General features: G+C 49.1%; 22 protein-coding genes, 4 tRNA genes and 2 pseudogenes. 16 read left to right on the top strand and 12 right to left on the bottom strand.

The genetic code is table 11. The features are described from left to right. Positions 1-31: 31 nt before the first annotated feature. From BQ5383_RS16100 to tnpA (BQ5383_RS16070), 7 genes and pseudogenes are all read left to right on the top strand, one after another. Positions 32-105: transfer RNA gene (locus BQ5383_RS16100), tRNA-Gly, on the top strand. Positions 106-109: 4 nt separating this feature from the next. Beyond that, a tRNA-Arg gene (locus BQ5383_RS16095) sits at positions 110-186 on the top strand. Positions 187-238: 52 nt separating this feature from the next. Continuing rightward, positions 239-315, top strand: a tRNA-His gene (locus tag BQ5383_RS16090). Between the two features lie 57 nt (positions 316-372). Beyond that, positions 373-448: transfer RNA gene (locus BQ5383_RS16085), tRNA-Gln, on the top strand. A gap of 104 nt (positions 449-552) precedes the next feature. Further along, positions 553-945: a hypothetical protein gene (locus BQ5383_RS16080; protein WP_071433674.1), complete on the top strand. Its 393-nt coding sequence runs from the start codon at positions 553-555 to the stop codon at positions 943-945. 180 nt (positions 946-1,125) lie between these two features. Next, positions 1,126-1,602, top strand: a complete 477-nt coding sequence (gene tnpA, locus BQ5383_RS16075; RefSeq protein ID WP_071433672.1) for an IS200/IS605 family transposase — start codon at positions 1,126-1,128, stop codon at positions 1,600-1,602. Between the two features lie 367 nt (positions 1,603-1,969). Beyond that, positions 1,970-2,419: pseudogene (gene tnpA / locus BQ5383_RS16070) on the top strand (IS200/IS605 family transposase). A 407-nt stretch (positions 2,420-2,826) separates the two neighbouring features. Here tnpA (BQ5383_RS16070) and BQ5383_RS16065 read toward each other — a convergent pair. The 7 genes from BQ5383_RS16065 to BQ5383_RS16035 all read right to left on the bottom strand — a co-directional run bounded on the left by BQ5383_RS16065 (position 2,827) and on the right by BQ5383_RS16035 (position 11,356). Beyond that, a complete protein-coding gene (locus tag BQ5383_RS16065) occupies positions 2,827-3,819 on the bottom strand; it encodes a metallophosphoesterase family protein (RefSeq protein ID WP_071433670.1) in 993 nt (330 codons plus the stop codon). Then, complete coding sequence (locus tag BQ5383_RS16060; RefSeq protein WP_139193450.1) at positions 3,816-4,532, bottom strand: CehA/McbA family metallohydrolase domain-containing protein; 717 nt, start codon at positions 4,530-4,532, stop codon at positions 3,816-3,818. The genes BQ5383_RS16065 and BQ5383_RS16060 overlap by 4 nt, the downstream gene beginning before the upstream one ends. 191 nt (positions 4,533-4,723) lie before the next feature. Beyond that, positions 4,724-7,396, bottom strand: coding sequence for a GH116 family glycosyl-hydrolase (locus BQ5383_RS16055; RefSeq protein WP_071433666.1), 2,673 nt, complete (start codon positions 7,394-7,396; stop codon positions 4,724-4,726). 16 nt (positions 7,397-7,412) lie between these two features. Then, on the bottom strand, positions 7,413-8,243 hold the full coding sequence (locus BQ5383_RS16050; protein ID WP_071433664.1) for a carbohydrate ABC transporter permease: 831 nt from the start codon (positions 8,241-8,243) through the stop codon (positions 7,413-7,415). Beyond that, on the bottom strand, positions 8,240-9,118 hold the full coding sequence (locus tag BQ5383_RS16045) for a carbohydrate ABC transporter permease (RefSeq protein ID WP_071433662.1): 879 nt from the start codon (positions 9,116-9,118) through the stop codon (positions 8,240-8,242). Before BQ5383_RS16045 ends, BQ5383_RS16050 begins: the two co-directional genes overlap by 4 nt. Before the next feature lie 89 nt (positions 9,119-9,207). After that, entirely contained in the window at positions 9,208-10,545 is a 1,338-nt protein-coding gene (locus BQ5383_RS16040) for an ABC transporter substrate-binding protein (RefSeq protein WP_071433660.1), read from the bottom strand. 19 nt (positions 10,546-10,564) lie between these two features. Continuing rightward, positions 10,565-11,356: an HAD-IIA family hydrolase gene (locus BQ5383_RS16035; RefSeq protein ID WP_076944493.1), complete on the bottom strand. Its 792-nt coding sequence runs from the start codon at positions 11,354-11,356 to the stop codon at positions 10,565-10,567. A 264-nt stretch (positions 11,357-11,620) separates the two neighbouring features. Between BQ5383_RS16035 and BQ5383_RS16030 the strand changes: the two genes are divergently transcribed. Further along, complete coding sequence (locus tag BQ5383_RS16030) at positions 11,621-12,472, top strand: MurR/RpiR family transcriptional regulator (RefSeq protein WP_071435188.1); 852 nt, start codon at positions 11,621-11,623, stop codon at positions 12,470-12,472. Between the two features lie 587 nt (positions 12,473-13,059). On the opposite strand, the gene BQ5383_RS16025 is transcribed toward BQ5383_RS16030, so the two are convergent. Both BQ5383_RS16025 and BQ5383_RS16020 read right to left on the bottom strand, forming a co-directional pair. Continuing rightward, a complete protein-coding gene (locus BQ5383_RS16025; protein ID WP_083390027.1) occupies positions 13,060-14,061 on the bottom strand; it encodes an aldo/keto reductase in 1,002 nt (333 codons plus the stop codon). Between the two features lie 40 nt (positions 14,062-14,101). Further along, positions 14,102-14,632, bottom strand: coding sequence for a flavodoxin family protein (locus tag BQ5383_RS16020; RefSeq protein ID WP_071433656.1), 531 nt, complete (start codon positions 14,630-14,632; stop codon positions 14,102-14,104). Between the two features lie 215 nt (positions 14,633-14,847). Here BQ5383_RS16020 and BQ5383_RS22085 point away from each other — a divergent pair. The 8 genes and pseudogenes from BQ5383_RS22085 to BQ5383_RS15985 form a co-directional block, all read left to right on the top strand. Beyond that, positions 14,848-15,309: pseudogene (locus BQ5383_RS22085) on the top strand (GNAT family N-acetyltransferase); the annotation flags it as partial. A gap of 51 nt (positions 15,310-15,360) precedes the next feature. After that, positions 15,361-15,837, top strand: coding sequence for a GNAT family N-acetyltransferase (locus BQ5383_RS22080; protein WP_071435187.1), 477 nt, complete (start codon positions 15,361-15,363; stop codon positions 15,835-15,837). A 71-nt stretch (positions 15,838-15,908) separates the two neighbouring features. After that, positions 15,909-16,658, top strand: coding sequence for an N-acetylmuramoyl-L-alanine amidase (locus tag BQ5383_RS16010; RefSeq protein ID WP_071433654.1), 750 nt, complete (start codon positions 15,909-15,911; stop codon positions 16,656-16,658). Beyond that, positions 16,636-18,024 (top strand): DNA repair protein RadA, encoded by a 1,389-nt coding sequence (gene radA / locus BQ5383_RS16005; RefSeq protein ID WP_420835669.1) that lies wholly within the window; start codon positions 16,636-16,638, stop codon positions 18,022-18,024. Before BQ5383_RS16010 ends, radA begins: the two co-directional genes overlap by 23 nt. Before the next feature lie 325 nt (positions 18,025-18,349). After that, positions 18,350-19,399, top strand: a complete 1,050-nt coding sequence (locus BQ5383_RS16000; protein WP_071433649.1) for an efflux RND transporter periplasmic adaptor subunit — start codon at positions 18,350-18,352, stop codon at positions 19,397-19,399. Further along, entirely contained in the window at positions 19,400-20,581 is a 1,182-nt protein-coding gene (locus BQ5383_RS15995; protein WP_071433647.1) for an ABC transporter permease, read from the top strand. A gap of 248 nt (positions 20,582-20,829) precedes the next feature. Continuing rightward, entirely contained in the window at positions 20,830-21,579 is a 750-nt protein-coding gene (locus tag BQ5383_RS15990; protein WP_071433645.1) for a DUF6873 family GME fold protein, read from the top strand. Between the two features lie 289 nt (positions 21,580-21,868). After that, on the top strand, positions 21,869-22,957 hold the full coding sequence (locus BQ5383_RS15985; protein WP_071433643.1) for a tyrosine-type recombinase/integrase: 1,089 nt from the start codon (positions 21,869-21,871) through the stop codon (positions 22,955-22,957). Here BQ5383_RS15985 and BQ5383_RS15980 read toward each other — a convergent pair. From BQ5383_RS15980 to scfB, 3 genes are all read right to left on the bottom strand, one after another. Continuing rightward, positions 22,865-23,491: a hypothetical protein gene (locus BQ5383_RS15980; protein WP_071433641.1), complete on the bottom strand. Its 627-nt coding sequence runs from the start codon at positions 23,489-23,491 to the stop codon at positions 22,865-22,867. The genes BQ5383_RS15985 and BQ5383_RS15980 overlap by 93 nt on opposite strands. A 180-nt stretch (positions 23,492-23,671) precedes the next feature. Continuing rightward, on the bottom strand, positions 23,672-24,217 hold the full coding sequence (gene dcd, locus BQ5383_RS15975; RefSeq protein ID WP_071433639.1) for a dCTP deaminase: 546 nt from the start codon (positions 24,215-24,217) through the stop codon (positions 23,672-23,674). 12 nt (positions 24,218-24,229) lie between these two features. Then, positions 24,230-25,657, bottom strand: a complete 1,428-nt coding sequence (gene scfB / locus BQ5383_RS15970; RefSeq protein ID WP_071433637.1) for a thioether cross-link-forming SCIFF peptide maturase — start codon at positions 25,655-25,657, stop codon at positions 24,230-24,232. Positions 25,658-25,701: the final 44 nt, after the last annotated feature.

Raw genomic sequence — 25,701 nt, 5'->3', positions numbered from 1 at the left:
TAAAACGCGTCGCTTGAAGTGATGTGTCCTTGCGGGTGTAGTTCAATGGTAGAATTCCAGCCTTCCAAGCTGGTTACGTGGGTTCGATTCCCATCACCCGCTCCATTATGCGCCAGTAGCTCAGCTGGATAGAGCAACTGCCTTCTAAGCAGTAGGCCAGGGGTTCGAGTCCCTTCTGGCGCACCACTTTTCCCTTGCGACAACTTGATACATACATCATCAGATGTGTGCATATATGGTGGGTATAGCGCAGTTGGTTAGCGCGCCAGATTGTGGCTCTGGAGGTCGTGGATTCGAATTCCACTATCCACCCCAACATATGGGATTAGGTTTTTAAGAGGTCATCTCTTGGCCTAATCCCATTTTCTATTCTGGGCTGTAGCCAAGCGGTAAGGCAGTAGACTTTGACTCTACCATCCCGCAGGTCCGAATCCTGCCAGCCCAACCATCAAGTGGGAACACTTTAGATCGGATGCGGATAAACCCGCATCCGATCGCCCTTTTCCGGGGTTTTTGTGTCCCAAATTTCAGCTCTGAAACAAAAGATCGCCTATGGCCGATTTTAGGCACTGGCATGATTCGAACCTTTTGTTTTCAGAAAAAATCCCAGCGCCCTTTTTGATTTTGCATTTCAAAAAGGGCGCTGTTTTTATATACCCCCAAAAATTCATAATAAGGCCACGTGCAATAACAAAATATTATTACAGGATGCGTCGAAAAGCTCATACCATTGGACGCAGTAATTGGACATCATCTAAAGGTAGGCATATATCAGCAAAAGAATTATATAGTATTTATTCTCGTAATGACGAAAAACAAACGTTTATTGACTATGCAAAAAAGGCAAAGGGAATATTGAAGCTCAACGATCAAGAAGCAGATGCCTTAATAAAGAATCATAAACGAAAAATTGCCATGGCTATAAAAGAAGGCCAGAAAAAATAAGGAGAACGCTCATGATTCTACAATTGAGAATCATGAGCGTTCTTTTAGTATGCTTTAGCGAAAAGAGAACCCCCGGCTAAGCCGGGGAGAGTAAAAGAAATTATATAGTGAAAAAACCTTCTGGTAGAATAGAGTTGCGGTCGGCCAACTGCAACAATAAAGAACCAGGAGGTCTTTTCTATGAAAGAAAAAGATATAGAAAGTTTGCAGCACACAAGATGGAGATGCCAATATCATGTGGTATTTGCGCCAAAGTACCGGCGAATGGCAATATATGGTCAGATCAGGAAAGATATCGGACAAATACTGCGAAAGCTGTGTGAGCAAAAGGGAGTGGAAATTATAGAAGCACAAGCGTGCCCAGATCATATCCATATGCTTCTGAGTATTCCACCGAAGTATAGTGTATCACAAATTATGGGATATCTCAAAGGAAAAAGCAGTTTAATGATCTTCGACAGACATGCGAATCTGAAGTATAAGTATAGGGACAGACATTTCTGGGCAAGAGGATATTATGTAGATACAGTGGGGCGAAATAAAAAGCAAATACAGGAATACATCAAACAACAGTTAGAGACAGACCAGATAGCGGATCAAATGAGTTTAAAGGAGTTCATAGACCCGTTTACGGGTAGCAAGAATACCAAGGCGTAAAGGAACGCCCCTTCAGGGGCCCGCCATGAGTCAGCAATGCAGTTGGCCGACCCATTCGTGGCCCCTTTAGGGGCGTTGTCCGTATCATGCCCTTCTAGGGCTATCCCAAGCCCCCGGCTTAGCCGGGGGTCCTGACTAGCAGCACCTGTTTGTCAGCCGTTAAGTTAGTATGTTTTTAATACTTCCTTATCGGTGTTCACCAAAGGTAGAGGGCCTTTTTGTGTAAAGAAAACCACGCAAATAGTCGCGTGGTTCAAAAGAGGTTAAGCGGTGGAAAAGATAAAAAAGCTCCTAATGTGTCAAAGTAAAAGCGTGACCTGCCAGTTACGCCGAAAAACACATTAGGAGGACAGAGCAAAATAACGTCATAAACAGTCTGACACATACGAAGTGGAATTATAAATATCATGTGGTATTTGTACCAAAGTACAAAAGAAAAGTATTCTATAACGAAAAAAGAGCAGCAATAAGAGATATCATCAGAACACTGTGTCAATGGAAGGGGGTTGAGATCATAGAGGAAGAAGTATGTCCAGATCACATCCATTTGCTTCTAAGTATCCCCTCAAAAATGAGTGTATCGGGATTTATGGGATACTTCAAGGGAAAAAGCAGTTTCATGATATTTCAAAAGTTTGGGAATATGAAGTTTGCATATGGGAACCATGAATTTTAGTGCAAAGGATATTACGTGGACACAGTAGGAAAGAATACAAAAGCAATAAAAGAGTATGTCGAGAATCAATGAAAGATGGACCTGGAAAGTGATCAAATAAGTCTTTACGATCCCAGAGACCCGTTTACGGGTAGCAAGTAAATCCTATGCGTGTAGTATTAAGGCTATGCCTGAAACGGAAATACCCCCCGCTTTGCGGGGGATAAGCGTCCGCTTGCAGAGAAATATAAGAGGTTGGGCTTTTTATGGGCCAGGACTGGGGCAAAGTCGCCTTCACTTCTTTCTTTGGCTTAGGTGAGTTTTCCATATCAGGAAAAATAGAAGATATTTAAGTTTTGCCCACCAGGACTGGGATCAGGACGTGCTCCTGCTTTTGGGGGGCGGATCGGTTTTCCGACCAAGAGAAATATGAGGGGTTCCAGTTTTCTGTCGGCAAGGGCTTGGACCGAGATGTGCTCAAGCTTTTTCTTTCAGCAATGAAAGGCTCCGTGAGGATGGTTTGGAATCCATCTTCAAGGAGCCTTTCTGAAAGGGAGAAAGAAGAAAGTTTATACAGATATGGTAAAAGAGGAGACTTTTGCGGATACCGGAGCAAATGTACGGTTGGCAGGGAAGCCCAGTTCATCAGGGGAAGGACCTATAAAACAGCTTTCCCGTCCAGTTATTTCCAAAGTATTGTTGTTCAGTACAGCAATAGCAAAAAGGGGCTCTTGATAGGGAACGGTGTAACGGACATTGGGATAGGCGTTATCTGTTTGCGCTCCATATCTTTCGGTGGCAAAATCTTCTCCCAGCCAGCAATTGGACATACTGTTGAGATTCCAATACCAGACCTGATCTTTTTGAACGATATGATCAATATGATTATGACCGTTAATAGACACAACCAAATTTCCATCTCGCTGTGCTTTCTGGCGAAGCAGCTGGTGCAGGAGGTTGTGATTATGAATGGCATACAATTGATCATGAAGGCTTTGATGGGAGAAGATCACCACTGGCCCTTGAATCTTGTTCAGCTCATTTTCCAGCCAATCCAACTGCTGTGGGTCCAGCCAGGGAAGTTCATTGCTTTTACAGGCAAAATAGTCCCCGTGGTCATAGGGGTGAAAGATACCACTGCTGTCCCGGTACCAGTTTCCGTCCAATACGATGAAATGGAAGCCATTGGCGGTAAATGAGTAGTAAGGCGCAGGCATATCCAAAGCGTGAATGGCTTCCTCTTTGTTCCAGAAGTCCAAATCGTGATTGCCCAATACACTGTAGTGGGGGATAGGACAGCTGCGAAAAAGTTGAAAAATTTCTTCGCCCTCGGACAGGTTTCCTGCATGAAGCGCGTACGCTACATTTACAGGAGTTTGTTCAGGAGGGCATTTGAGAGGGGATCTGTGGGAGGGATAATAAAAATCTCCTAACTGAATGATAAAATCCACCTGTTCTTTTTCGCAGGCATCCAGAAATGCAGCTAATCTTTTTTTGCCATCCGGCATAATTTCGGTATGAATATCTGCGAAAATACCAAAGGTTACGCTGGCAGGGTTCATAATTGATTCCTTTCAAAAAATTCAGACCGATAAACAGGCTGGGTCCATAATTTGGCACCGTTTTGAGCGGTAATGCAAACGCGCACATAAGGCTCTTCGAAATCCAGCAGCAACGAAGCTGATGTACCGTATTTCACAGACAGAATTCTTGAACCGGAGCCGATAAATTCATACCGCATTTCTTCCTCAAATCCATTGTGATGGACGGCGGAAAGAGAAAGCATTTGTCCCTCGGTAATTTTCAGCTCCGTGAGATAAAGACCGGTGGACGCATAAAACCTGCCTTTTTTCACAGCTTCTATAATGGCGCATTGATTTGGGGCGGAAAAAAACATGTTCCAACATCTGGCAAGGTCATACCATCGGTGGAAATCATCATTTGCAAGGCCCCAGATCAAACGTCCTGATGAAAGAACTTCATCCCATGTGTCGGAAGCCAGTCCGCGGCCGGAAAGCCGTGAAATAACGCCGTTATAAACCTCCATCCCTGTAATATCCCCGTAAGAAAGAATTTTTTCAGCAGTCCAATAATCCTCTCTCTTCCAGTGGGGATGGCAGGCAATAACGACTCCTCCCTCCTGACAGCAAAGGGAAGCTGCCTGTTCGTGAGCATCTTTCGACAGGCTTTTACTGCCGATACAAAGCATGTGTCCGTCAAAACTATATTCATAGCCCTCCAATAGCAGAGGAAGATGGGGTTCAGCCTTTGGCAAAATGGTAAGAGCGTCATGATTGGTAATGGCCAGGAAGTCATATCCGCAATCTTTATAGCAAGCAGCTACGTCATCCAGGGGGAGCTTTCCGCAGTTATCTCCCGGCCTCGCTCCACAGTGGGTGTGAAAATTTCCCCGCAGCCAGTGTGATTTCTCCCAATCCAGTTCTTCATAAGGATTTTGATACATTTTTAAACCTCCTCTTTTTCCATTGTAATCACAATGGATTCTCCGCAGGACAGTTGTAAAGTATGATCAAAGAATACGGTATCTTCCTGTTGATTCCAGCGTAGGGAAGCAGCGCCCTGTACGATATCACAAGCAAGAAAGCCTTTGGGGAGACACAGTCTGGCCAGTTTTAAGTTACCATCATACACTTGTAATATCAGTTGTTCTTCCGTAATGCTTACTCTGCCCCATGCTGTTCCGAAACACCAAAAACTACGGAGGGGCAGGGGATATCTGGGTGCAAATCCCATGGATGCTGTAACTGCATCGAAAGAAAAGCCTGTAGCAGCCAGAAGCAGTGTGTAGCTGGATAAAGCCCTGGCGTAACTGCTGCCGCATTCCATTTCACTAAAAGGATTTCTTGCCCGGCCATCATACCGTTTACGTACAGCATTTACCACTTGTTCCGCCGGTTCTGTAAGTCCCATCAGCAGCAGATGGGCTGCAAATTGATACTCACACCCACTCCATACTTCTTCTGAATAGAGTGCAGGTACAGCGGGACGTCTGGCGCCTTCTGGCCAGGAACACAGAACAGTGCCTCCTTCGTCATTAAGGGCATATACTCTGCATGGATTAGGCCATTGCCGCATGGAACTGCGGTGATTATGGCGAAAAACAGCTGTCAAAGCACTGCGGGTCTGATTTGGATCAAATACTGGTTCCAAGCCGCAAATACGCGCATGCCAGTCTGCCACCACCTGATCGATGGCACATCCGTCTCCCAACTGATATTTTACCTCATGGGTTTCCTGATTCCAATAGATTCTGGCAGGATCGTCATCTGCCTTTCCACGGAACAGGGAATATCCCTTTAGAATGGATGGGTCATCCAAAGAAATTTTCTGAATAAAATATTCTCCGTTAAACAGGTTTTCTGCCGCCCACTTACTGCCCTTGGCGCAAATGGTCCGGCACAGGTCTGCAAAATCAGAATCACCCAAAGCATCCGCCATCAGAGCCGATGCCTGCAGAGCAGCCAGATAAAATCCTGTAAGCCAACTGTTCGGTCCAAAAAATTCAAGGTCCAATGTATTGTGCTGTCTTCCGGTGATGATGCCGGAGCGGTCCGGGTCCCACCGGTCCGGGTTATCGGGGCTCCAGGCATATTCCATTGAACGCTTGACTTTTGGCCACAGCGCACACAGCCAGTCCAGATCACCGGATATTTTCCAGTCCCGATAAGTTTTGATGATGCCTCCCATCTGCCCGTCAACACAGGGACGGTGATCCGAGAGTTTCCCTTCTTCCAGCGGCAATTGAAGACGAAAATGCATTCCGCCATATTGATCCATACAGTAGTGATAGTCCAGCTGTCTCATGGAGCGTTCCAGCTGTGGAAAAAGGAATGCCAGAGCATAGGCGTAATTCCATACATGAGTACAGGAGCCTTCGCAGCTTCCGCAATGACTGTGACAGCCTTCAAAGGCATAAAAGGACCCATCTTCCAGGCGCAGGCAGGTGGGGGATTTCAGAATCGCCAGATTATCTGCTGTGGCCTGGATCATCCCCTGGGGCAATGTCGTTTCCCACAATGCTTGGGAAAACAACTGGGTTTTTTCTTTCAGGCTGTCCCAATTGTTCACGCAGTAATGAGCTGCGTCTGCCGCCGAAGAAAAACGCACAGCATAATCATGCTTCCACCAAGGGGAAGAGTGATGCTTCTGGTCCTCAGCAGCAGATTCATAATACCATCCCACATTATCCTGAGGCTCCAATTTCGTCCAGTAGTTGCACATATGAGGATATCGCCAGGTAATAATGAATTTTAGCTGTGCCTCCTGCCCTGGGGACAAAAGTGTCCAGGAGGATACAGAGGCGCTGTCCATCCGGTGATATGGCTGATGATATTGCCGTGGAACCAGGGGACCAGGTTTGGTAAAATCATGCCAGAACATATTCAGGCTGTCAAACCAGTGCCCACGATACCAATATTCCTGAACATTTCCGCCATTTTCACTGCCGCATTCCGGCTGCACAGAGGCAATTACTACCTCGCCAACATCCATTTCTGTTATGCCGGCATCCTGACGACGGTCTTTCAATTCCACAAGATAACAGCCGTTCTCATCAATGGCCTGATTCCAGGTCTGTCCACTGGGGGCAGGATTTGTCACTGACAGACAAACGGTATATCGTACAGGCTGTGAGGTGTTGTTTGTGATATGAACTTCAAAGAAAGCAGCTGGCAGACTGGAATTTTCTACGTCAAGAGGGATCATGGGATTAAAAGTGGTAAGAGCAGCTTTCCCTGGAAAATGAGCATCCTGAAAGTGAAGTGTGCCAAAAGGAAAATGATCTTCAAACACACATTCCTCAAAATGGGGCATTCCCCCCAAAAATGAGCTGTCCGGTCCAAAGCCGTATCCCCGATATAAGGTGTTTCCCACTTCACCTATGAAGGGACTTTGAAGATCACCGCACAACAGACGGGCATCCAAAACCTGTGTCCCCGGAGCATTTTCCGCCTTAATGGCAAAATGACTTAATCCATTATGGCCGCTTTTGTTGGGACGACCAAAAATTTCCCAATCTGTCAGCCGGCCTGTTCCATCCAGTTCAATACAGCCTGTTCCAATTCCGCCCAGAGGGAAACGAATGGTTTGGGCAGATTCTTTTTGATATTGCGGTGCCATGACAATTTCCTCCTGCTTATCCTTTCACCGCACCGGCGGTAAGCCCTTTGACAATATATTTTTGGCCGAACATATACATGAGAACTACCGGAACGCTGGTAATGATAAGGTTGGCAAATACCAGATTCCAGTCACGGGAGTATTGTCCAAAGAAGTTGTATACGGTCAGGGACATCGTCCATTTTTCAGTGCTGTTGAGGAAGTACAAGGGAATGTTGATATCGTTCCACACCGACATAAAGACGATAAAAGCATCCGTTACCACTACCGGTACCAAAAGGGGAAGAACAATACGGAAAAACAGCTGTACGCTGTTGCATCCGTCAATGATGGCTGCCTCATCCATCTCTTTGGGGACAGTTTTGATAAAGCCGACAAAAAGGAAAATGGAAAAAGGAATTTTCATTGCTGTATAGATCAGAATGACTCCCAGGTAGGTGTTATTCAGAGAAAGAGCCTGAAGAACCTTGATGGTGGGGATCATAGCGAGAGGGGAGATCATACCCACTGTAAAAAAGATATTCAGGATGCTGTTCATCCGGGACTGAACACGGGAAAGATAAAAGGCAGCCATGGATGTAATGGTGATGTTCAGCACGACTGTGGACACGGAAAAGATCATGCTGTTCAAAAAGGGCTTGGCGAGTTTTCCCCGGATGAATACCTCCACATAGTTCTGCCAGATCCATTGAGCAGGCAGAGAGAGGGACATATCCATTGCTTCCCGTGATGTTTTAAAGGAACCCAACAGAACCATGCTCAAAGGAATCAGAATGATCAAAGAAAGCAGAAGGATACATAAATCACCGACGGCGAGTTCCAATCGCTTCTTTTGAGACAATGTCATGTGATTTCATCCTCCTTCTTTCTGAGATAGCGCAGGACGGTCATGGAGATGATGGCGATAACAATAAACAGGATCATATTTGCGGCATTACCCAAAGCCCAGTTTCCTTCACCAAAAGCCTTGAAGACAAAGGTGCTGACCACTTGGGTGGAATATCCGGGGCCTCCTCCGGTAAGGACATAGACCGGGCCGAACACTTTAAAGCCGCCAATCAGAGATAAAACAATATTCACGCTGAAAGCCGGCATCAGCAAAGGAATGGTGATGCGCCGCAGCGAGGTCCACCAACCGGCGCCATCTATTCTTGCTGCTTCATAATAGTCGGAAGAAATCGCCTGCAAACCGGCAAGGAAAATGGTCATATGATATCCGGCCCATTGCCAAATTTCCACAAAGGCAACACTGATAATGCCCATACCAGGTTCCACCAGCCAGTCATGTGCCAGAAAATCCAAGCCGATCGCCTTTAAAGCTGTGTTGAGCAAGCCAGAGGGATGAAGGATGGAAGTGAACATCAGGCCAATGGCAACACTGCTGAGAATGGATGGAACATAAAAGATGGTTCTGGCATAATTGCGCAGCCGAAATTTTTCATTAAAAAAGATCGCCAGCATCAGTCCGATGATATTTTTTCCCAAAGTAGAGATGATGGCAAAAATCAACGTATTTTTGATGGCGACTTTGATTACTCGATGATTAAAAGCCTCTACAAAATTATGTAAGCCAACAAAATGCAGTTCAGTGGTATAGGAGTTCCAATCTGTAAAGGCGAGTATAAATCCCATTAAAACAGGCAGTACAAAGAAAATCAGATAAATGGCAGCAGCAGGTATCAGAAAAAAAGGATTATAAGCTTTTTTAAGGGCAGATCTCATGGTAAAATCACCTTTCTTCCGTTTAACGGTGTTGGGTGCGGGCCTCTGCCCCGAAAAAACAGACGGAGCAGAGGCCCTGAAAAAGGGAATTACTTATTTTCCCAGCCGGGGAATTTTTGCTCCCGGGCCAACTTCTCATAATAGATATCCCACTCTTGAAGTGCTTCCAGTGAACTCATATTCCCCATAAGGACTTCATAAGTAAGGGTGGTCATTTCGCCGGTTCCGACATACTGACGCATTCCCAGCTGTTCCAGGGGAACCTGGCCCTTGCTGACATAGTTGTCGTTAACAGCCTGAGTCCATGCAGGCAATTCCATTTCCACACCATTCATGGCCGGCAGTGTACCCCAGTCGCTGTTGGTAGCTACCTGCTGCTCAGATTCCTGCAAGAAGTTGAGGAACTTTTTGCATTCATCAATGTGTTCGCTGCTGTTAAAGATGCTGACAACACGGATGGTTCCGCAGGTGAGCCGAGCATTGTCCACAACGGGCAGGGGAGCCATCCGCAGACGGGATTCAGGATCTTTTGCATAAACATCGGAAATCCAGTAATCGCCGCTGACAGCCATAGCAGCTTTTTCTTCCATCAGCATGACAAGTCCCATATCCACTGTAGTGGAAAGATAATCGGAGTTGACATAACCCTTGTCCACCAGTTCCTTCATTTTGTCCAGGCAGTCTGCAAAACCGGGGATGTCAGCATATTTTACTTCCTGGGTGTTGATCTTGTCATAAATTTCCGGTGCCTGATCCACAATCACGTTGGGGAACATGGTGCAGATCCACATTCCAATCGTCCAGGCATCTTTTCCGGGAATCATGATGGGAGTGATGCCCTTGGATTTAAAGGTTTCGCACACGGTGAGGAATTCATCCCATGTAGTGGGGACAGCTACACCGTTTTCCTCAAACATTTTTTCATTATAGATCAGACCGCTGATGGCGCCCATGCTGTTGGAAGGCGCTCCGTAAATATGGCCGTTTACGGTGACGCTGTCAGGATTGATGAGATCTTTTACCCAGGCTTCGTCGTCCAGGGGAACCAGTGTCTCGTCAACACTGTATTTCTGGAAAAGCTGCGTCATGCCATAGTGAACCATATCCGGTCCTTCACCAGTACGCAGTTTGGAGAGCAGCAACTCATCAAATTGACCGTCAGGAATGACCTGGAGATCGAATTTAATACCGGGATTTTGCTCTTCATATTTTTTCAGCAAGGGTTCAAAATTGGGTTTGTTCCAACTTTGGTTGACGGCGATGGATAGCGTGATCTCTTCACCTGAGTTTGCTGCATCTGCAGAAGAAGAACCGGACGCAGCCGGCTCGCCCTGACTGGAGGCGGCAGTCTGTCCACAGGCAGAACAGGAGAGGATCATACAAATTGACAATAGCAGCGCGAAAAGTTTTCGGATCGAGATTTTCATACAAATTCTTCCTTTCTTTTCATTCGACTCTATTTTCTTTTGGAAACTCATATGTAATGAGTTCCATCAGATCCTGAAAGATACGACTTGGGCGGATGGCAGGATTTTTGCATAGGTCTTCCTGCGAGGTCACACCGGTCAAAAGCAGGTATGTTGTGCAGCCAAATTGCTGCCCCATCAAAATATCAGTTTCAAGATTATCACCAATCAGGCAGATCCTGTCAGGAGTACACTGGAACTGCTCACAAGCATAAGACAGAAAGTTGGAAGAAGGTTTGCCGATATTGATGGCTTTTTTGCCTGTTTGCTCTTCCAGAAGCTTCACCAAGCTGCCAGTATGGGGAATGAAGGACGGCCCATCGGGAATGGTCATATCCATATTGGTACAGTAGAAGGCGACTCCTTTGCGGATGTGTGCGGCTGCAGCATCCAGATGAAAAGACGATACAGGGTTTGTATATCCAACCAATACCGCCTGGGGGGAATCTTCGGATATTACCAACCCAGCTTTTTCGGCCAGTTGTTCCAATTCCGTGCTGCCGATGAGAAAAATTTTGCTGATTCCCTTTTTCTTTAAGCTGGTGATGGCCAACTGTCCGGAAGTCACAATTTTATTGGGTTCAACTCTCATTCCCATTTTCAGAAGCTTTTGTGAAAGAGATATGGGGGAGTGAAGGGGACAATTGGTCATTAACAGATACGGTAATCCGCTTAAACATTCCAGGAGGCGTTGCCCGCCATCCAACGGATCATTACCTCGATAAAGGGTTCCATCCATGTCCAAAACATACGCCCTCACATCTGTATCCACAGGAGAACACCAACCTTCTACTTGGAGTTTTATTCCAAAATATTATTTTTCGAAGCATTTTGTTCCAATACAAATTTATCATAACATTATGAACAATTCAATGGGTAATTAAAATTTTACTATTTTTTATCGGTTTAAACAAATTATTATATATAAATTTTACATTTACAAAAATTTTTCATTGTAAAAACTGCTTGAAATTCAGGATATTGATTTTTATAATACAATTAAGAATGGAATATTGTTTTTTAGGTGGGAATCAATATGGAACGGAAAATAGATTGTCTTGTGAAAATTGGGAATTTAATGCCTAATATGCTGGAAACAGAACAAAAAATCGCCCAGACCATTCTCAGTGATCCTGACACAGCTGTGCGCTTGCCAGTTAAAGAGCTCGCAAAACGGGCAGGTGTTGCAGAGTCCAGTATTGTGCGATTCTGCCAGAGGGTAGGTTATAAGGGCTTTCGGGAGCTGAAAATTGATTTAGCACGATCTACCGCTTATCCCGAAGAAATTCCACTGGGTGAAATCAACCAATATGATGCTCCGGGGGATGTTGTAAAGAAAGTTTTTTCTTCCAGCTGCAAAGCTTTGGAAGATACGGTGTCAATGCTGGATCTGGATGCTTTTGAACAGGCGTGTGAAGCAATTTCCAGTGCTCATAGAATTGAATTTTATGGTGTGGGAACCTCTGCACAGATTGCAGTAGATGTCTATTATCGTTTTATGCGGGTGGGATTTCCTGCTTTTTTTGCTGTGGACCCACATATCATGCGGATCTCTGCGGCACAGCTGGGCAAGAAAGACTTGGCTATTGCCATTTCACATACGGGCAGGACAAAAGATACCATTAAAGCGCTGGAAACAGCAAAAAAAGCGGGAGCTGTTACCATGTGCATCACCAGCTACCTGCAAAGTCCCATTACGCAATTAGCGGATATATGTCTGGTCACGACCACAGCTGAAACCCAGTATCTGCGGGAAGCAGTATCATCCCGTATCGCTCAGATAGCACTGCTGGACGCTTTATATACCATGGTATCCATTCGCAGATACCATAAATCTTTAAAGCATCTTCATACGATGAAAGAGCTGCTGGAAGAGGTGCGTGTTTGATATGAAACGCAAGCAATAAGGGACGTTTGTATTAATAGGATTAGTTTCGGGAAAATGATTTGAAACAGAGAGTAGTTCTCTGTGACGGGATAATTTGCAGCAGTCTCCCAGCTGTCTTCTGATCAAAATAGAAAGAACCCCCATGGTCACTGCTGTGTAACAGTTGTTCCATGAGGGTTTTGAGTACAGCTAAAATCACAGGATGGGTTGTGTAAGACGAAATAACTGATAGTCAACTTTTTAGTTGCATTTTTTGTTCCGCGAAAAGGAGCAATCAAAGGATTTTATCAAACTAGGGAAAACAAAGCGCGAAACCTCTTTCGATGATGTTGGTGGCAAATACTTTTGAAAATTTTGTCGGATAAAATGATCCATAAAATCTATGTCTACCTTGCTATATTGCGAAGTGTTATTAAGATGGTGAAAGAGATGCATCTGTGGGATGTTTTGATGGTAATAGTTTTGCAGGGGAAGGGTGTATTACAATAGCTTTTTCCCTCTTGAAAACACAATACTTTGGGTAATCTTGAGGAGCAGCAGCGGTATAGCCGCTTCTGCTCCTGTTTTTTAGTCAGCGTAAAAGGATATTACTTTCCTTTGGAAAAGATAATTTGAGCTTTCTTCATGTTTTGCCGAATTTTAACGCCAAAGGGACAATTTGATTCACATTTCCCACACATCAGGCAATCATCCGCTGTGGCTGGAAGAGCCCAGTAGTGTTGTGCTACTGTTTCTGGAACTGTATTCTGTTGTGTCGCCAAATCCAGGAACTTTGTCACAGCCGCAACATCAATATGGGCAGGACAAGGCTGGCAGTGGTTACAGTACATACAACGTCCTGTCATGTGGATTACATTTCCTGCACTGAAAATATGAGCATAACTGCGCTCTTTATCAGTGGCATCATAGTATTTTACGGCTTCCAATACTTCTTCTACAGTGTGGCATCCAACGATTACAACTTTGACACCATTGCGGTCCAGACAATACTGGATACATTGGGGAACGGTCATAGCTACACCGAAAGGAGAACTTTCTGCTTTCAGCAGTGTGCCCGCTCCTAACGGCTTCATGACAGTGATAGCTACACCGGTATTTTCGCAGGCAGAATATAATTTCTGACGGGCTTCGTCAACCATAAGGCCGCTTTTTTCCATTCCTTTAAATTCCATCAGATCATAAATGTTGGTGTCGGCAGCCTCCATATCATAGGCAGGATTGATACTGAACATCAGCACATCAATCCAGTCGCTTTCTACAGCCTTCAAAGCTATATGGGGATTGTGAGAACTCATACCAATGTATCGGATGATTCCTTTTTCTTTCAGTTCCTTTGCATATTCCAGAACAGGTCCTTCAAAAACGGTTTGGAAATCTTCCTCATTGTCAACATAATGTATCATACCGATGTCGATATAGTCAGTATGCAGACGCTCCAGCAGATCAGCAAAAGAACGTTTTGTTTTTTCAATATCCCGAGTGCGGGTATAGGGCAGTGGGTGCTGAGAATCCAAACCAAGCCGTCGGCCCAGACGGTGGTGATATCTGTCTTTGGCAAAGCTTGTATGGAAAAAGCAGGGACCGTTCACAAAACAGTCCCTGCTTGATTTTTTAGTTTGAGCCGTTTGATTACAGTTTACCTGCCAGCGCGGTCATTTTTTCCATCAGCTCAGGCTGCTTTTTCACTTCTCCGGCGGCGGAAGCGCTGACAGCCTGGAAAAACAGCAGATCCCAATCCAGATATTCCGCAATACATTGGAACTGCTCCCGGATAATGCGGTATTGGGGTGTATCCACATTGTCGGCACCCACAGAGAGCACACCGATCTTTTTTCCTTTGAGCTTTTCTCCTGCCGCGTACATCCGGTCGATGGCGGATTTCATCTGCGCGGAGATGCCCCACCAGTAAACAGGGGAGCCAAAAATGATGCAGTCCGCCTCCAATACCTGCTCCAGCAGCGCAGGCGCGTCATCCTTCTGGACGCAGCTGCCGCCGTTTTTACGGCAGGCGTCGCACCCCATACATCCGTTGATCTTCAAATTTTGCAGATCCACAAAGGTGATGGTATGCTGCTTTTCCGCTGCCAGCGCGAAACGTTCCAGCAGGGCGCGGGTATTTCCATTTTTTCTGGGGCTGCCATTGAGGATCAATACATTCATACGGAACCAACCTTTCTGTCAGTGTTCTTTATTTTCCCGGCCCGATCCATCAGGAAAAGCAAGAACAAATATTTGCATCCATTGTGCTCAGGCGGTATAATAGAAAAGCGGATGATGCCGGGGGTGTTTGACCGCCTATTATGATAGACCTTTGTCCCGCTTTTTTCAACCCCCAAGGGGATTATTTTATAAAGTGATGGAAAGGATGAAGCGGTATGCCCGTCCAGATCCGAAAGTTGAAAAAAGAAGAGCTGGCTCTGGAGCTTTTTGCGCCCTTTGACCGTTCCCAGTATTGTCCGAGGCAGTGGCAGAAACAGAAAAATGGGCAGTGGGAGCTGATTTCCTCTTGTATGACGCAGGAGAATTGGAGTCTCCAACAGCGTCAGTTCCTTCTGGAGTGCCTGAAAAATACGCTGGAAACCGGCGGCCTGGTGCTGGGAGCGCTGGATCGGGAGCAGTTGATCGCCTTTGGGTCTGTGGAGGGAGTTTCTCCGGACAAAGCGGGAGATCTGCTGGAGCTGACAAGTCTCCACGTTTCCCGGGAGCATCGCCGCCAGGGGCTTGGAAAGGAGCTGTTTTTCCGCTGCGGTGCCTGGGCGGTCAATCACGGCGCCCAAAAGCTGCTGATAGGAGCCAACCCCGCGGAAGAAACCATCGCCTTTTATCGGGGCCTGGGATGCCGGGACGCCCAGAGAGAGGAAGGCTCTTTTCTCGCCTCAAAAGAGGATATGCCCCTGATCTGTCCGCTGCCGCCGGTCCTTCTCCAAGAGGTCTCTGAGGGGAAAAAGCGGTGGCTGGAGCTGCTGCTTCTTGGGGATGAGCAGGAGAGCATGATCGATCGGTACCTGGAGCGGGGCAGAATGTACCTGCTGTGGTGGAATGAAAAAGTACGAACCTGCGCTGTGGTCACCCAGGAAGGGGAAGGGCTTTTTGAGCTGAAGAACCTGGCCACCAATCCTGAGGATCAGGGGCTGGGGTTCGGCCAGGAGATGATCTGCCGTTTGCTGCGCCTCTACCAGGGAAAAGGGGAGGCGATGCTGGTGGGAACAGGGGACAGTCCCTTGACGGTGCCTTTTTATGAGCGCTGCGGATTTGTGTTTTCCCATCGGGTCAAGGATTTTTTCACCCGGCATTACGATCATCCCATTATCGAGGATGGCGTTGTGCTGCGGGATATGGTTTATCTCCGCCACCCCTTGAAGTGAAGGGAAAGCCATACTGTTTTCCTTCTGAGCATATAGTGTAGAAAACGACCTGCTCAAGGAGGAATCCCATCATGAAACACGATCTGCGTCCTCATCTGGCTGTCATCTTTGTACTGACCCTGCTGGCGTGGGGCCTTATCGGGCTGCGGCAGCTGGATGATACACTGATGACCGGCGTGATGCGCACCACCGCGGCAAACCGTCCGGTGGTGGTGCTGGACCCCGGCCATGGCGGAGAGGATGGCGGCGCCCAGGCTAACGGCGTCAATGAAAAGGAAATCAACCTCATTTTGGCCCGGAAGGAACGGCTGCTGTGTCAGCTCTTTGGTTTTCAGGTGGTTATGACCCGGGATGATGACCGCTCCATCCATGATCAGCAGGCCAAAACTATTCGGGAGCAAAAAACTTCCGATCTTCATAACCGTCTGGCCATCATGACTTCCGATCCCGGTTCCATCGCTGTCAGCATCCATTTGAATAAATTTCCAGAATCCTATGTTCATGGGGCGCAGGTTTTCTACGCTCCCGGTTCTCCCAGAAGCGATATTCTGGCGGAAACCATTCAGCAGGGTTTTTGCCAGTACCTTCAGCCGGATAATACCAGACAGATCAAACCGGCGGATCAGTCCCTTTTTATACTGGATCAAAATACGGTCACCCCTGCTGTAATGGTGGAATGCGGCTTCATCTCCAATCCGGAGGAGGCCGCCCTGCTGCAGCAGTCTCATTATCAGGACCAGGTGGCAATGGTCATCTGTCATTCCCTGATGAAGTTTTATCATGGAGGAGAGGAGCCTGTTGGCACAGAAAACCAAGGTTAAAACATTATATGTTTGTTCTCAATGTGGGTACGAAAGCCCCAAGTGGCTGGGAAAATGCCCGGAATGTGAAAGCTGGAATACCATGACGGAGGAAAGCCGGGTGACTGTTTCCGGTTCGGCGGGACGGAGCATCTCTGCCCCACCGGCAGCGCTGCCCTCTGAGGTGCGCAGTTTGGAGGCGGTCTCCGCCGATGAATCAGTGCGGTACAAAACCGGTATGAGGGAGCTGGACCGGGTACTGGGAGGCGGCATCGTGCCCGGCGCAGCTATCCTGGTCTGCGGTGATCCCGGCATTGGCAAATCCACCATCCTGCTGCAAATGTGCGGCACCATCCAGCGGGATCTGCGGATTCTTTATGTATGCGGCGAGGAAAGTATGCGTCAGGTAAAGCTGCGGGCCAACCGTCTGGGGGTGGATGGCGGCAATATTCTCATGACCGCCAGCACCGACGCGGAGCAGCTGCATGAAACTATTTTGCAGAATAAGCCCGATCTGGTGATCGTAGATTCCATCCAGACCTTGTCCATCCGTTCCATCTCCTCCTCCTGCGGCAGCGTCACCCAGGTGCGGGAATGCACCCAGCTGCTGATGAATGTCTGCAAAAGCAGCGAGATCCCCCTTTTTGTTGTGGGCCATGTAAATAAGGACGGCGGCATAGCCGGACCCAAGGTGCTGGAGCATATGGTGGATACCGTCCTCTATTTTGAGGGGGATCGGAACCTCAGCTACCGGATCCTGCGTTCCATCAAAAACCGCTTTGGCTCCACCAATGAGATCGGTGTGTTTCAAATGGAGGAGGGGGGCCTTCATGAAGTGGAAAATCCCTCCGAAATGCTGCTGGCGGGGCGTCCTCTGGATGTTTCCGGCACCTGCATCACCTGTCTGATGGAAGGTACCCGTCCGCTGTTGGTGGAGGTCCAGGCTCTGGTGGCAAAAACCAGCTTCGGCAATCCCAGACGGATTTCCACCGGCTTTGACTACAACCGGGCGGCGCTGCTGATCGCTGTGCTGGAAAAGCGGGCGGGATACTTCATGGGGAATCTGGACGTTTTCCTCAACATCGCCGGAGGAATGAGAATCGACGAGCCGGTGGCGGATCTGGCGGTGGTGCTGGCCTTGGTATCCAATCTGGTGGACCGCCCCATCCACTCCAAGCTGCTTGCTCTGGGAGAGGTAGGTCTGACCGGTGAGGTCCGCTCCGCCTCCCATGTGGCCCAGCGGGTAGGCGAGGCATACCGCCTTGGCTTTGATACCTTTGTACTGCCTAGGAGCAATCTGCGGCATATCGATCAAAGCCAGTTTCCTCAGGCCACCTTTTATGGTGTTTCCAATATTTCAGAGGCCTTCCGGGCCATCCAGAAATAAGGGCGGCTTGCCATCTTTCCGGGGGGCGAAGAAGAAGCAGCTGCTTATTCCGGCGGCAGGCTGCGGTGGCGGATCATCCGCTTTGTCCAGGGTGCAGTAGCCCTCCTGCTGATACAGGCATGGCTCTGTGCAGGGAATCCAGGACATAAACCGATCACTCCTTTTCTGGGAACGGATTTTCGATCATTAGTTTCCCGTAGTGACAGGAAAAATATACAGCAGCCAACATATTTGGCGCTCAAACGCAAAAACTATCTGTCAGCGTATGGACACGGAATGGCAATCATACAAGCATTCCGTTACCCTGCCGGAAGGGAGAGCTGACATGAAGTACAGATTATTTTGCGCCGCCGCGGCTTTGGGGGCGGTATTTTGCTGCGGGATGATCCCGGAAGCGATTTTGGCAAAAACACCCGCTGTGGAAGTGGCCGCCGTGGAAGCTTTTGAGGTCCAGCCGGAAATATCCTGTACCGGCGTCATTGAGGCAGAAAACAGCTGCCGTCTGATGCCGGTTTCCGGCGTGGTGATGGAAGAACTGCTGGTGACAGAGGGAAGCCTGGTGGAAGCTGGAACGCCTCTGGCGCGCGTCCGGCCCCAATCCTCGGTGGAATCGCCCTTTCTGATATGCGACCCTCAGCAAAGCGGAGCTGTTTTCGGCGGGTACTCTTCAGAGCAGCTGGCGGCGCTGGCAGCACTGCAGGGGGTGGACCCTTCCATGGTGCCCGAGGATCTGGAACAGCTTACCGAGGGCCTTTCACAGCTGTCCCAGTGGGAGATGCCCTCAGAGGAAATCATTTCCGCTCCCGTTTCCGGAAAAGTCACACAGCTGACGGTCAAGGAAGGCCAGTATTTGGGACCGGGAGAAAGCCTTTGCACCATCCTTGGAAATGACTCCTATCTGGCTACCGTTCAGGTTCCCGCCGATGAAGTAGATAAAATTTCCCTCGGGGATACTGCTGAAATCTCAGGGGGCGAGATCAACGATCAGCACCTCTCCGGGCTTGTCTGTCAGATTAGCAGCACCGTTTCAAAATCTCTTCAGGGGACAGCCTTGGTCTCTATGGTGGATGTGGGGGTGCGGGTTTATCCCCAGCAGGGCCAAACCATCCGCCATGGAGCGGGCATCCAGTGTCGGATTCTCACCGGAGAACCCCGCCAGTGTTTGACCGTTCCCTATGAATGTGTACAGCAGGACGACCAAAACCAGGAGTTTGTGTTTTTGGTCTCACAACAGGGGCTGTCCGCTGTACCGGTGACCACAGGAGAAGAGTTGGCGGAGCGGGTGGAGGTTTCAGGCTCACTGAATCCGGGAGATCTCCTGGCTGTAACGGGAGAGATTCCGGAGCAGTACCTTCTGACAAAGGAGGGAGACTGAATGAGCGTGGGCAGCGCCCTGTTTTTCTCCGGCAGAGGGAATAAAAGAGCCCGTTTGACGATTTTGGGGGTGGCCATCGGGGTCTATTCTGTATGTACTATCGCCATCATCGGCATGACCGGCAGACAGCTGCTGGACACAGAGCTGGGCCGGATGGGATTTGACTGCATCACCATTTCTCCCACGGACAAGTCCCTCAATCAGCTGAATACTGAAAGCGCTCAGTTGTTGGCTCAACTGCCGGAGGTGACTCTTGCCGCGCCTTTGGTGACTGATTTTGGCCAGCTTTCCATGCGTGGGATGGTGGCCAATGTAGTTGCCTGCGGTATTGATCAAAGCGGACAGGATATCATTCACCTGGAGCTGCTCCATGGCAGGATGTTCACCAAGGGCGAAACCGCTTCCGCCAGCTCCGTATGCGTGGTGGACCGGGCACTGGCGGAAAGTTTCTACCACCGCTCCAATATTGTGGGCAAACAACTGACCCTCACCATTGGGGATAAAAGTGAAACCTTCACAGTGATCGGTGTGGTACAGGACGATCAGAACATTCTCACCAACCTGGCGGGAGATTATATTCCGGCCTTTTTGTACCTTCCCTATACCCGGCAGATTCAGATGACGCAGCGCAGCGCTGTGGACCAGCTGTTTGTACAGCTGACCGACGGTATAGACGCGGAGACCGCCGGTACCAATATCTGCGGCGTTTTGGACAGGGAGTCTGGCTATCGGGGTCTGTACCGTTCCAGTGATCTGGCCATGCAGAAAGACCGCCTGAGTCGGATTTTTGATGGCATCACCCTGGTTCTGATGGGGATCGGTGGGGTCTCCCTGGTGGTATCGGGGCTGAGCATCATGACCATTATGACCTCCGCCGTGCGGGAACGTACCAAAGAAATTGGGATCAAAAAGGCCATTGGAGCCCGAAAGCGGGATATTTTGCTGGAATTTTTGGCGGAAGCTCTTTGGCTGACCTTCCGGGGCGGTCTTTGGGGAACCGGAGCTTCGGTGGCCACCTTTTTGCTGCTGCGGGTTGTTGTGGGCCTGGAAACCAGGATTTCTATGGGCCTTCTGGCTGGTGTACTGTTGTTTTCGCTGCTGATTGGTGGTATATTTGGTGTAGTTCCGGCAAGGTCTGCCGCCCGCCTCAGTCCCGTGGAAGCGCTGAGATGGGATGGATGAGGACCATCCCATCCCTGGGATTATCGCTGTAAAAAGCCATATCCCAGCTGGGAGCCATCAGAAAAGCTTTATCCTCACAAGCCTTTCCAGAGACGCTGAATTATTCGCTTTTCCACCACCTGCGCGGCGCCCCATAAACAGCCGGTTGCCGCTGCGGCGGCAGCTTTTTGTTCAAGACAAAGTGTCACTTATCCTCCCTTTATTCGATATTTGAAGCCAAAATACAAGAGAAAAAGGAGGTCATACGGATGGCATTTCTGGAGATTCCAGGTTTGCCTGAAAAGCAGGTCAGCCTGTGCGCAGTGTCCTCCCGATTCCCTTCGATAACGGAAGCTCTGGCAGGGGAGGGGATAGAGGTACTAACTGTTCCACCCTTGTCGGTCCTTCCGGCGCCGGTTGCTTCACATGCGGATCTTCAGCTGATGCCGCTGGGTGGAAATCGCGTCCTGGCGGCTGAGGAGGCTGCGGAACCATCAAAACAACTGCGTCAAAAGGGCTATGAGGTTGTGATAAACGATCTGCCTCTGGGGGATCGTTACCCCCAGGATATTTCGCTAAATTTTTTAGTTGTGGAAAAAATGGTTTTCGGACATCAAAAAGCCATGTCCCATACATTAAAGAATATCATCCTGGAAAACCGCTGGCATTTCCTCCACAGCCGCCAGGGATACGCCCGATGTTCAGTCTGTCTGGTAAGTTCCAATAGCGCCATCACCAGCGATCCCACTTTATATGGTTTGCTGACAGCCGCCGGTTTGGATGTATTAAAGCTGCCGCCTGGAGACATCCTGCTGCCTGGCTATGATACAGGATTCATTGGTGGCTGCTGTGGACTGATCCATCCCAGAAGAATGGCTTTTACCGGAAGCCTGGAGTATTATCACAGCGGAATGGCTGTAGTACGTTTTCTGGAACGATATCAGGTAGAGCCGGTGTTTCTAAGGAAAGGAAAATTGCTGGACGTTGGCGGAATTATTCCGCTGGCAACAGTGGATTGACAAAGCTATGAAGATAAACAAGCAAGGCGTTTTATAGAGAAAAAATCGTTACATAGAGAAAGGTCGAGTCAGACAGATGAACAGCTCCAGAAAAGTTGGAATGATGGGTTTTCCTGAAGAACTCAAATTTACGCTCCCCTAAATTTCGCTAAATTTGTATTTAGCGAAATTATATTCATAAAAAAATACCTATGCCCTTCAGATACCTCTGATTCGTTCTCCCGGAAGCTTCGATGGAGACCCAGGCATTAAAAAGACCGCAAACAATAACTGATTTGAGGAAACGAATATGACTAATGTAAATCAATATGAAGCGCCGCAGCTGCTGCGGGAATTTTTGTCCTATATGCTCACCATCAAGGGGCGCTCCCCCCGGACAGTAGACGGATACTACATAGATCTGCGTTTTTTCCTGCGCTATCTCAAAGCCTCCAAAACCGGGCTGCCTATGGAGGAAAAAAATCTGTCCGATGTCACCATCTCTGATATTCCGGAAACAATGATCCTTCAGGCCACCATCTCCGACGCCTACGGCTTTCTCAACTTTGCCCTGCGGGAAAATGAAAACAACGCCGCCACCCGCTGCCGGAAGGTATCCAGCATTCGGGCGTTTTACACCTATCTTCAAACCAAGACCACAAAACTTCCCACCAACCCCATGGAGCACCTGGAGACCCCTGCCAAGAAAAAGGCCATGCCCAAATATCTCACCCTGGAGGAAAGTATACAGTTATTGGAAGCCATCGGCGGCAAGCAGCGGCAGCGTGATTACTGTATGATCGTTTTTCTCCTCAACTGTGGGATGCGTCTGTCTGAACTGGTTGGGATCAAAACCACCAGCTTTCAGGGAGACAACGGTCTGCGGCTGCTGGGAAAAGGAAACAAAGAGCGGATTGTTTTTCTTAATCAGTCCTGCCTGGAAGCCAAGGCAGCCTACGACAAGGTGCGCAGCGAGCCCTCCGTGACAAAATACAAGGATTTCTACTTTCTTTCCCAGCAGGGCCGTCCCCTCTCCCCCCGCCGGGTGGAGCAGATTCTGGAGGGACATCTCCAGGCTGCCGGATTAAGCGGACGAGGCATCAGCCCCCATAAGCTCCGTCACACCGCCGCCACACTGATGTATCAGCATGGTCATGTGGATATCCGGGTACTGAAGGATGTGCTGGGGCATGTCAACCTGGGCACAACGGAAATCTATACCCATCTGGCAGGCAGTCAGATCGAAAAAGCGGCGGATGCCTCTCCCCTGGCCTCTTTCCATCAGTCTCCCCAGCCCCTCCAGCTTTCACTGGAGCCACAGCAATCCCCGGAAGATGTACAGCAGGAAGCTCTGGAAGAGCAGCGCCAGCAAAAAAAGCACAAAGTACAGACGGACTGAAATTTCCTCTCCCCTCTCCTCTTTTCTGAAAGAGGTCCGGGATGCTGTTGACTGCTGAACGCAGCTTCGGATACATTTGTTGCAGGCTGACAGCAACAACAGCACTATCAGCAGCCGGGGAATAAAAACACAGCTGATCAAATAGGCCCAAACGGACAGCCCATATTCTGTCAGCAGCACCGCCATCTGGCTGCCGGTAGCCAGACCAAATATAAAAGGGATCAGCAGGACCAGCCAGTTTCCCTTACTGCAATAAAGGCAAAGGTAAAGATAAAGGAGCATCCCCAGCATTCCCACTGCCCCGCTGATGACCAGCTCCCGGAAGCTGCGCTGTTGCTGCAAAACCAGTTCTTTAAGCATGATAGCCCGCAGCAGCTGGCTTCCATCCCCCTCTCCCAGGGCATAAAAGCTGCCCCAGGCCAGCCCACAGCACAGCAGAAAAAAGAACTGGAGGGTACTTTTCCGTGCCCGGGCATAGCGCAGCCAGGACTGCCTGCCTCCCTTTGGAGTGATTGTCGCTACCATCCGTACCATCTGTTCTTCCTCCCCTTTTACACATGGAAAAAGCCCCCGCACAGGATCTTCTCTCATGCAATCCTATGCGGGGGCTATTCTGTTTAGTACAAGCTTTTTTAGGAAAGCGGCAGGATGGACTTTCCGGAAGGGTTGATCAGAGGAGAAAATTTTCTTCACTCACAGCTGACCCGCCAGATATTATAGGCTACCAGTTTCAGCATCCAGGTAGATCCGGCTGCCGGTAGCGCCTTTCTGCCCTTGATATTTTCCCCGGTAGGGATTGAGGGCATCCCGGTCCAGTTGGGCGAAAACCAACTGCCCCACCCTCCGTCCAGCCTCCAGCTCAATGGCCCGGTCACTGGCGTTAAACAGTTCCAGGGTAATTTCCCCTTCAAAACCAGGGTCTACCCATCCTGCATTCTGGATAAACAGGCCCAGCCGCCCGATGGAGCTGCGGCCTTCCACAAAAGCGGTGAGATTGTCCGGCAGACGGAAGTACTCCATGGTGGTGGCCAGCACAAACTGTTTGGGGGCAACCACAAACCGGTCACAGGTGACAGTGGTATATGTAGGCTGGCTGCTCATGGAAAGAGGTACGTCCGGGTTATCAGAGGAAAAATAAGAAAAGGTGTTGCCCAGGCGGATATCCACACTGGCGGGCTGGATCTGCTCCGGCGTGACCGGCTCGATCCCCAGCTGACCGGCGGACATCAGGGCCAGAATCGTTTTGTCAGACAGGATCATGGATGTTCACCATTATTCCCCACAGACGCCGCAGCCTTCTTCACCGCAGCTGCCGCAGTCCTTCTGCGCAGAAACAGGAGTGCCGTCGGCCAGGGCCGCCTTGATCATGATGGCGCATTCCACCCGTTTCTTTTCCAGTTCACAGGAGAGGTGGTAGGGCTTGAGGATGCTGCCGCAGTAGGTCTGACTGTTGGCGTTGCAGCCGCCGCTGCAATAGAACTTGGCCCAGCAGTTGCGGCAGTCCTCCTTGCCATAAACGGTGGAGGCAGCAAACTTTTTCTTCATCTCCAGATCAATGGACTGGGTAAAGACATCCCCCATCTTCCATTCCGGATGACCCACAAACTGATGGCAGGGATAAACATCACCATCGGGAGTGATAGCCACATACTCGTTACCGGCTCCGCAGCCGCGCAGACGTTTGATGGCACAGGGTCCCTGATCCAGATCCAGCATGAAATGGAAGAAATTGAAGCCGGTCCCCTCCTTGCGCCGCTGGATCAGGATCTTGGCCAAACGCTCGTACTCGGCGTCGATGACCGGCAGATCCGCCTCGGTAATGGCATAAGGATACTTGGGGTCGGAAACCACCGGCTCCACCGAGATCTGGTCGAAACCGCAGCGGTTCAGGTGAAGCACATCCTCGGCAAAATCCAGGTTATATTTGGTGAAGGTGCCCCGCACATAATACTGACCGTCTCCCCGTTTGTCCACCAGCTTTTTGAACTTGGGCATGATAGCCTCGTAGCAGCCGCTGTGATCCACCCGATGGCGCACCCGGTCATTGACCTCCTTGCGGCCGTCAATGGAAAGGACCACATTGTACATCTGCTCATTGATAAAATCAATCTTGTCATCGGTCAGCAGAAGACCATTGGTGGTGATGGTGAAGCGGAATTTCTTGTTGTATTTCTCCTCCAGGCTTCTGGCGTAGAGGACCACTTCCTTGACCACATCAAAGTTCAGCAGCGGCTCGCCCCCGAAGAAATCCACCTCCAGATTGCGGCGGTTTTCCGACTTGGCAATGAGGTAATCAATGGCCTTTTTACCCACTTCCAGGGGCATATTCTTCCGGCCATTGCCGTAATCGCCGGTGCCTGCAAAGCAGTAATCACACCGGAGATTGCAGTCATGGGAGATATGCAGGCACATGGCCTTCACCGGGGAAAGGGTCATCAGGTTCTGGAACTTGTCATAGTCGTCCTCGCTGAACAGGCTTCCCTCCTTGTAGAGGGTGAGGATCTCCTCATAAGCCTCCTTCAGCTCCTCCTCAAGATAGGTTGCTTTCAGCTTGTCCAGCACGTCCTGAGGACAGCTCTCCCCCAAAGGCGGGGTGAGCGAGGTGGTCAGATCATAGAACAAATCGTCCACCACATGGACGCCGCCGCTGTGAACATCCAGAATAATGTTGTAGCCGTTTAGCTTGTAAGCGTGGATCATTTCTCTTTATCACCTTTGCATCAACTTTTGGGAACTGCCAAAAA

It is taken from the genome of Angelakisella massiliensis (assembly GCF_900104675.1).
Classification (GTDB): domain Bacteria; phylum Bacillota; class Clostridia; order Oscillospirales; family Ruminococcaceae; genus Angelakisella; species Angelakisella massiliensis.
Note: the sequence above shows the minus strand (reverse complement) of the source record. Positions and strands in the feature narration are given on the sequence as shown.

Bases quoted from the DNA above. Each gene is read 5' to 3' on its own strand.
- BQ5383_RS16000 (WP_071433649.1), top strand. From the start codon at position 18,350: ATGAAGTACAGATTATTTTGCGCCGCCGCGGCTTTGGGGGCGGTATTT.
- BQ5383_RS16030 (WP_071435188.1), top strand. From the start codon at position 11,621: ATGGAACGGAAAATAGATTGTCTTGTGAAAATTGGGAATTTAATGCCT.
- BQ5383_RS15985 (WP_071433643.1), top strand. From the start codon at position 21,869: ATGACTAATGTAAATCAATATGAAGCGCCGCAGCTGCTGCGGGAATTT.
- dcd (WP_071433639.1), bottom strand. From the start codon at position 24,217: ATGATCCTGTCTGACAAAACGATTCTGGCCCTGATGTCCGCCGGTCAG.
- BQ5383_RS16080 (WP_071433674.1), top strand. From the start codon at position 553: ATGGCCGATTTTAGGCACTGGCATGATTCGAACCTTTTGTTTTCAGAA.
- BQ5383_RS15980 (WP_071433641.1), bottom strand. From the start codon at position 23,491: ATGGTACGGATGGTAGCGACAATCACTCCAAAGGGAGGCAGGCAGTCC.
- BQ5383_RS16065 (WP_071433670.1), bottom strand. From the start codon at position 3,819: ATGAACCCTGCCAGCGTAACCTTTGGTATTTTCGCAGATATTCATACC.
- BQ5383_RS16055 (WP_071433666.1), bottom strand. From the start codon at position 7,396: ATGGCACCGCAATATCAAAAAGAATCTGCCCAAACCATTCGTTTCCCT.
- BQ5383_RS16020 (WP_071433656.1), bottom strand. From the start codon at position 14,632: ATGAATGTATTGATCCTCAATGGCAGCCCCAGAAAAAATGGAAATACC.
- BQ5383_RS16040 (WP_071433660.1), bottom strand. From the start codon at position 10,545: ATGAAAATCTCGATCCGAAAACTTTTCGCGCTGCTATTGTCAATTTGT.
- BQ5383_RS16010 (WP_071433654.1), top strand. From the start codon at position 15,909: ATGAAACACGATCTGCGTCCTCATCTGGCTGTCATCTTTGTACTGACC.
- BQ5383_RS22080 (WP_071435187.1), top strand. From the start codon at position 15,361: ATGCCCCTGATCTGTCCGCTGCCGCCGGTCCTTCTCCAAGAGGTCTCT.
- scfB (WP_071433637.1), bottom strand. From the start codon at position 25,657: ATGATCCACGCTTACAAGCTAAACGGCTACAACATTATTCTGGATGTT.
- tnpA (WP_071433672.1), top strand. From the start codon at position 1,126: ATGAAAGAAAAAGATATAGAAAGTTTGCAGCACACAAGATGGAGATGC.
- BQ5383_RS16045 (WP_071433662.1), bottom strand. From the start codon at position 9,118: ATGAGATCTGCCCTTAAAAAAGCTTATAATCCTTTTTTTCTGATACCT.
- BQ5383_RS15995 (WP_071433647.1), top strand. From the start codon at position 19,400: ATGAGCGTGGGCAGCGCCCTGTTTTTCTCCGGCAGAGGGAATAAAAGA.
- BQ5383_RS16050 (WP_071433664.1), bottom strand. From the start codon at position 8,243: ATGACATTGTCTCAAAAGAAGCGATTGGAACTCGCCGTCGGTGATTTA.
- BQ5383_RS15990 (WP_071433645.1), top strand. From the start codon at position 20,830: ATGGCATTTCTGGAGATTCCAGGTTTGCCTGAAAAGCAGGTCAGCCTG.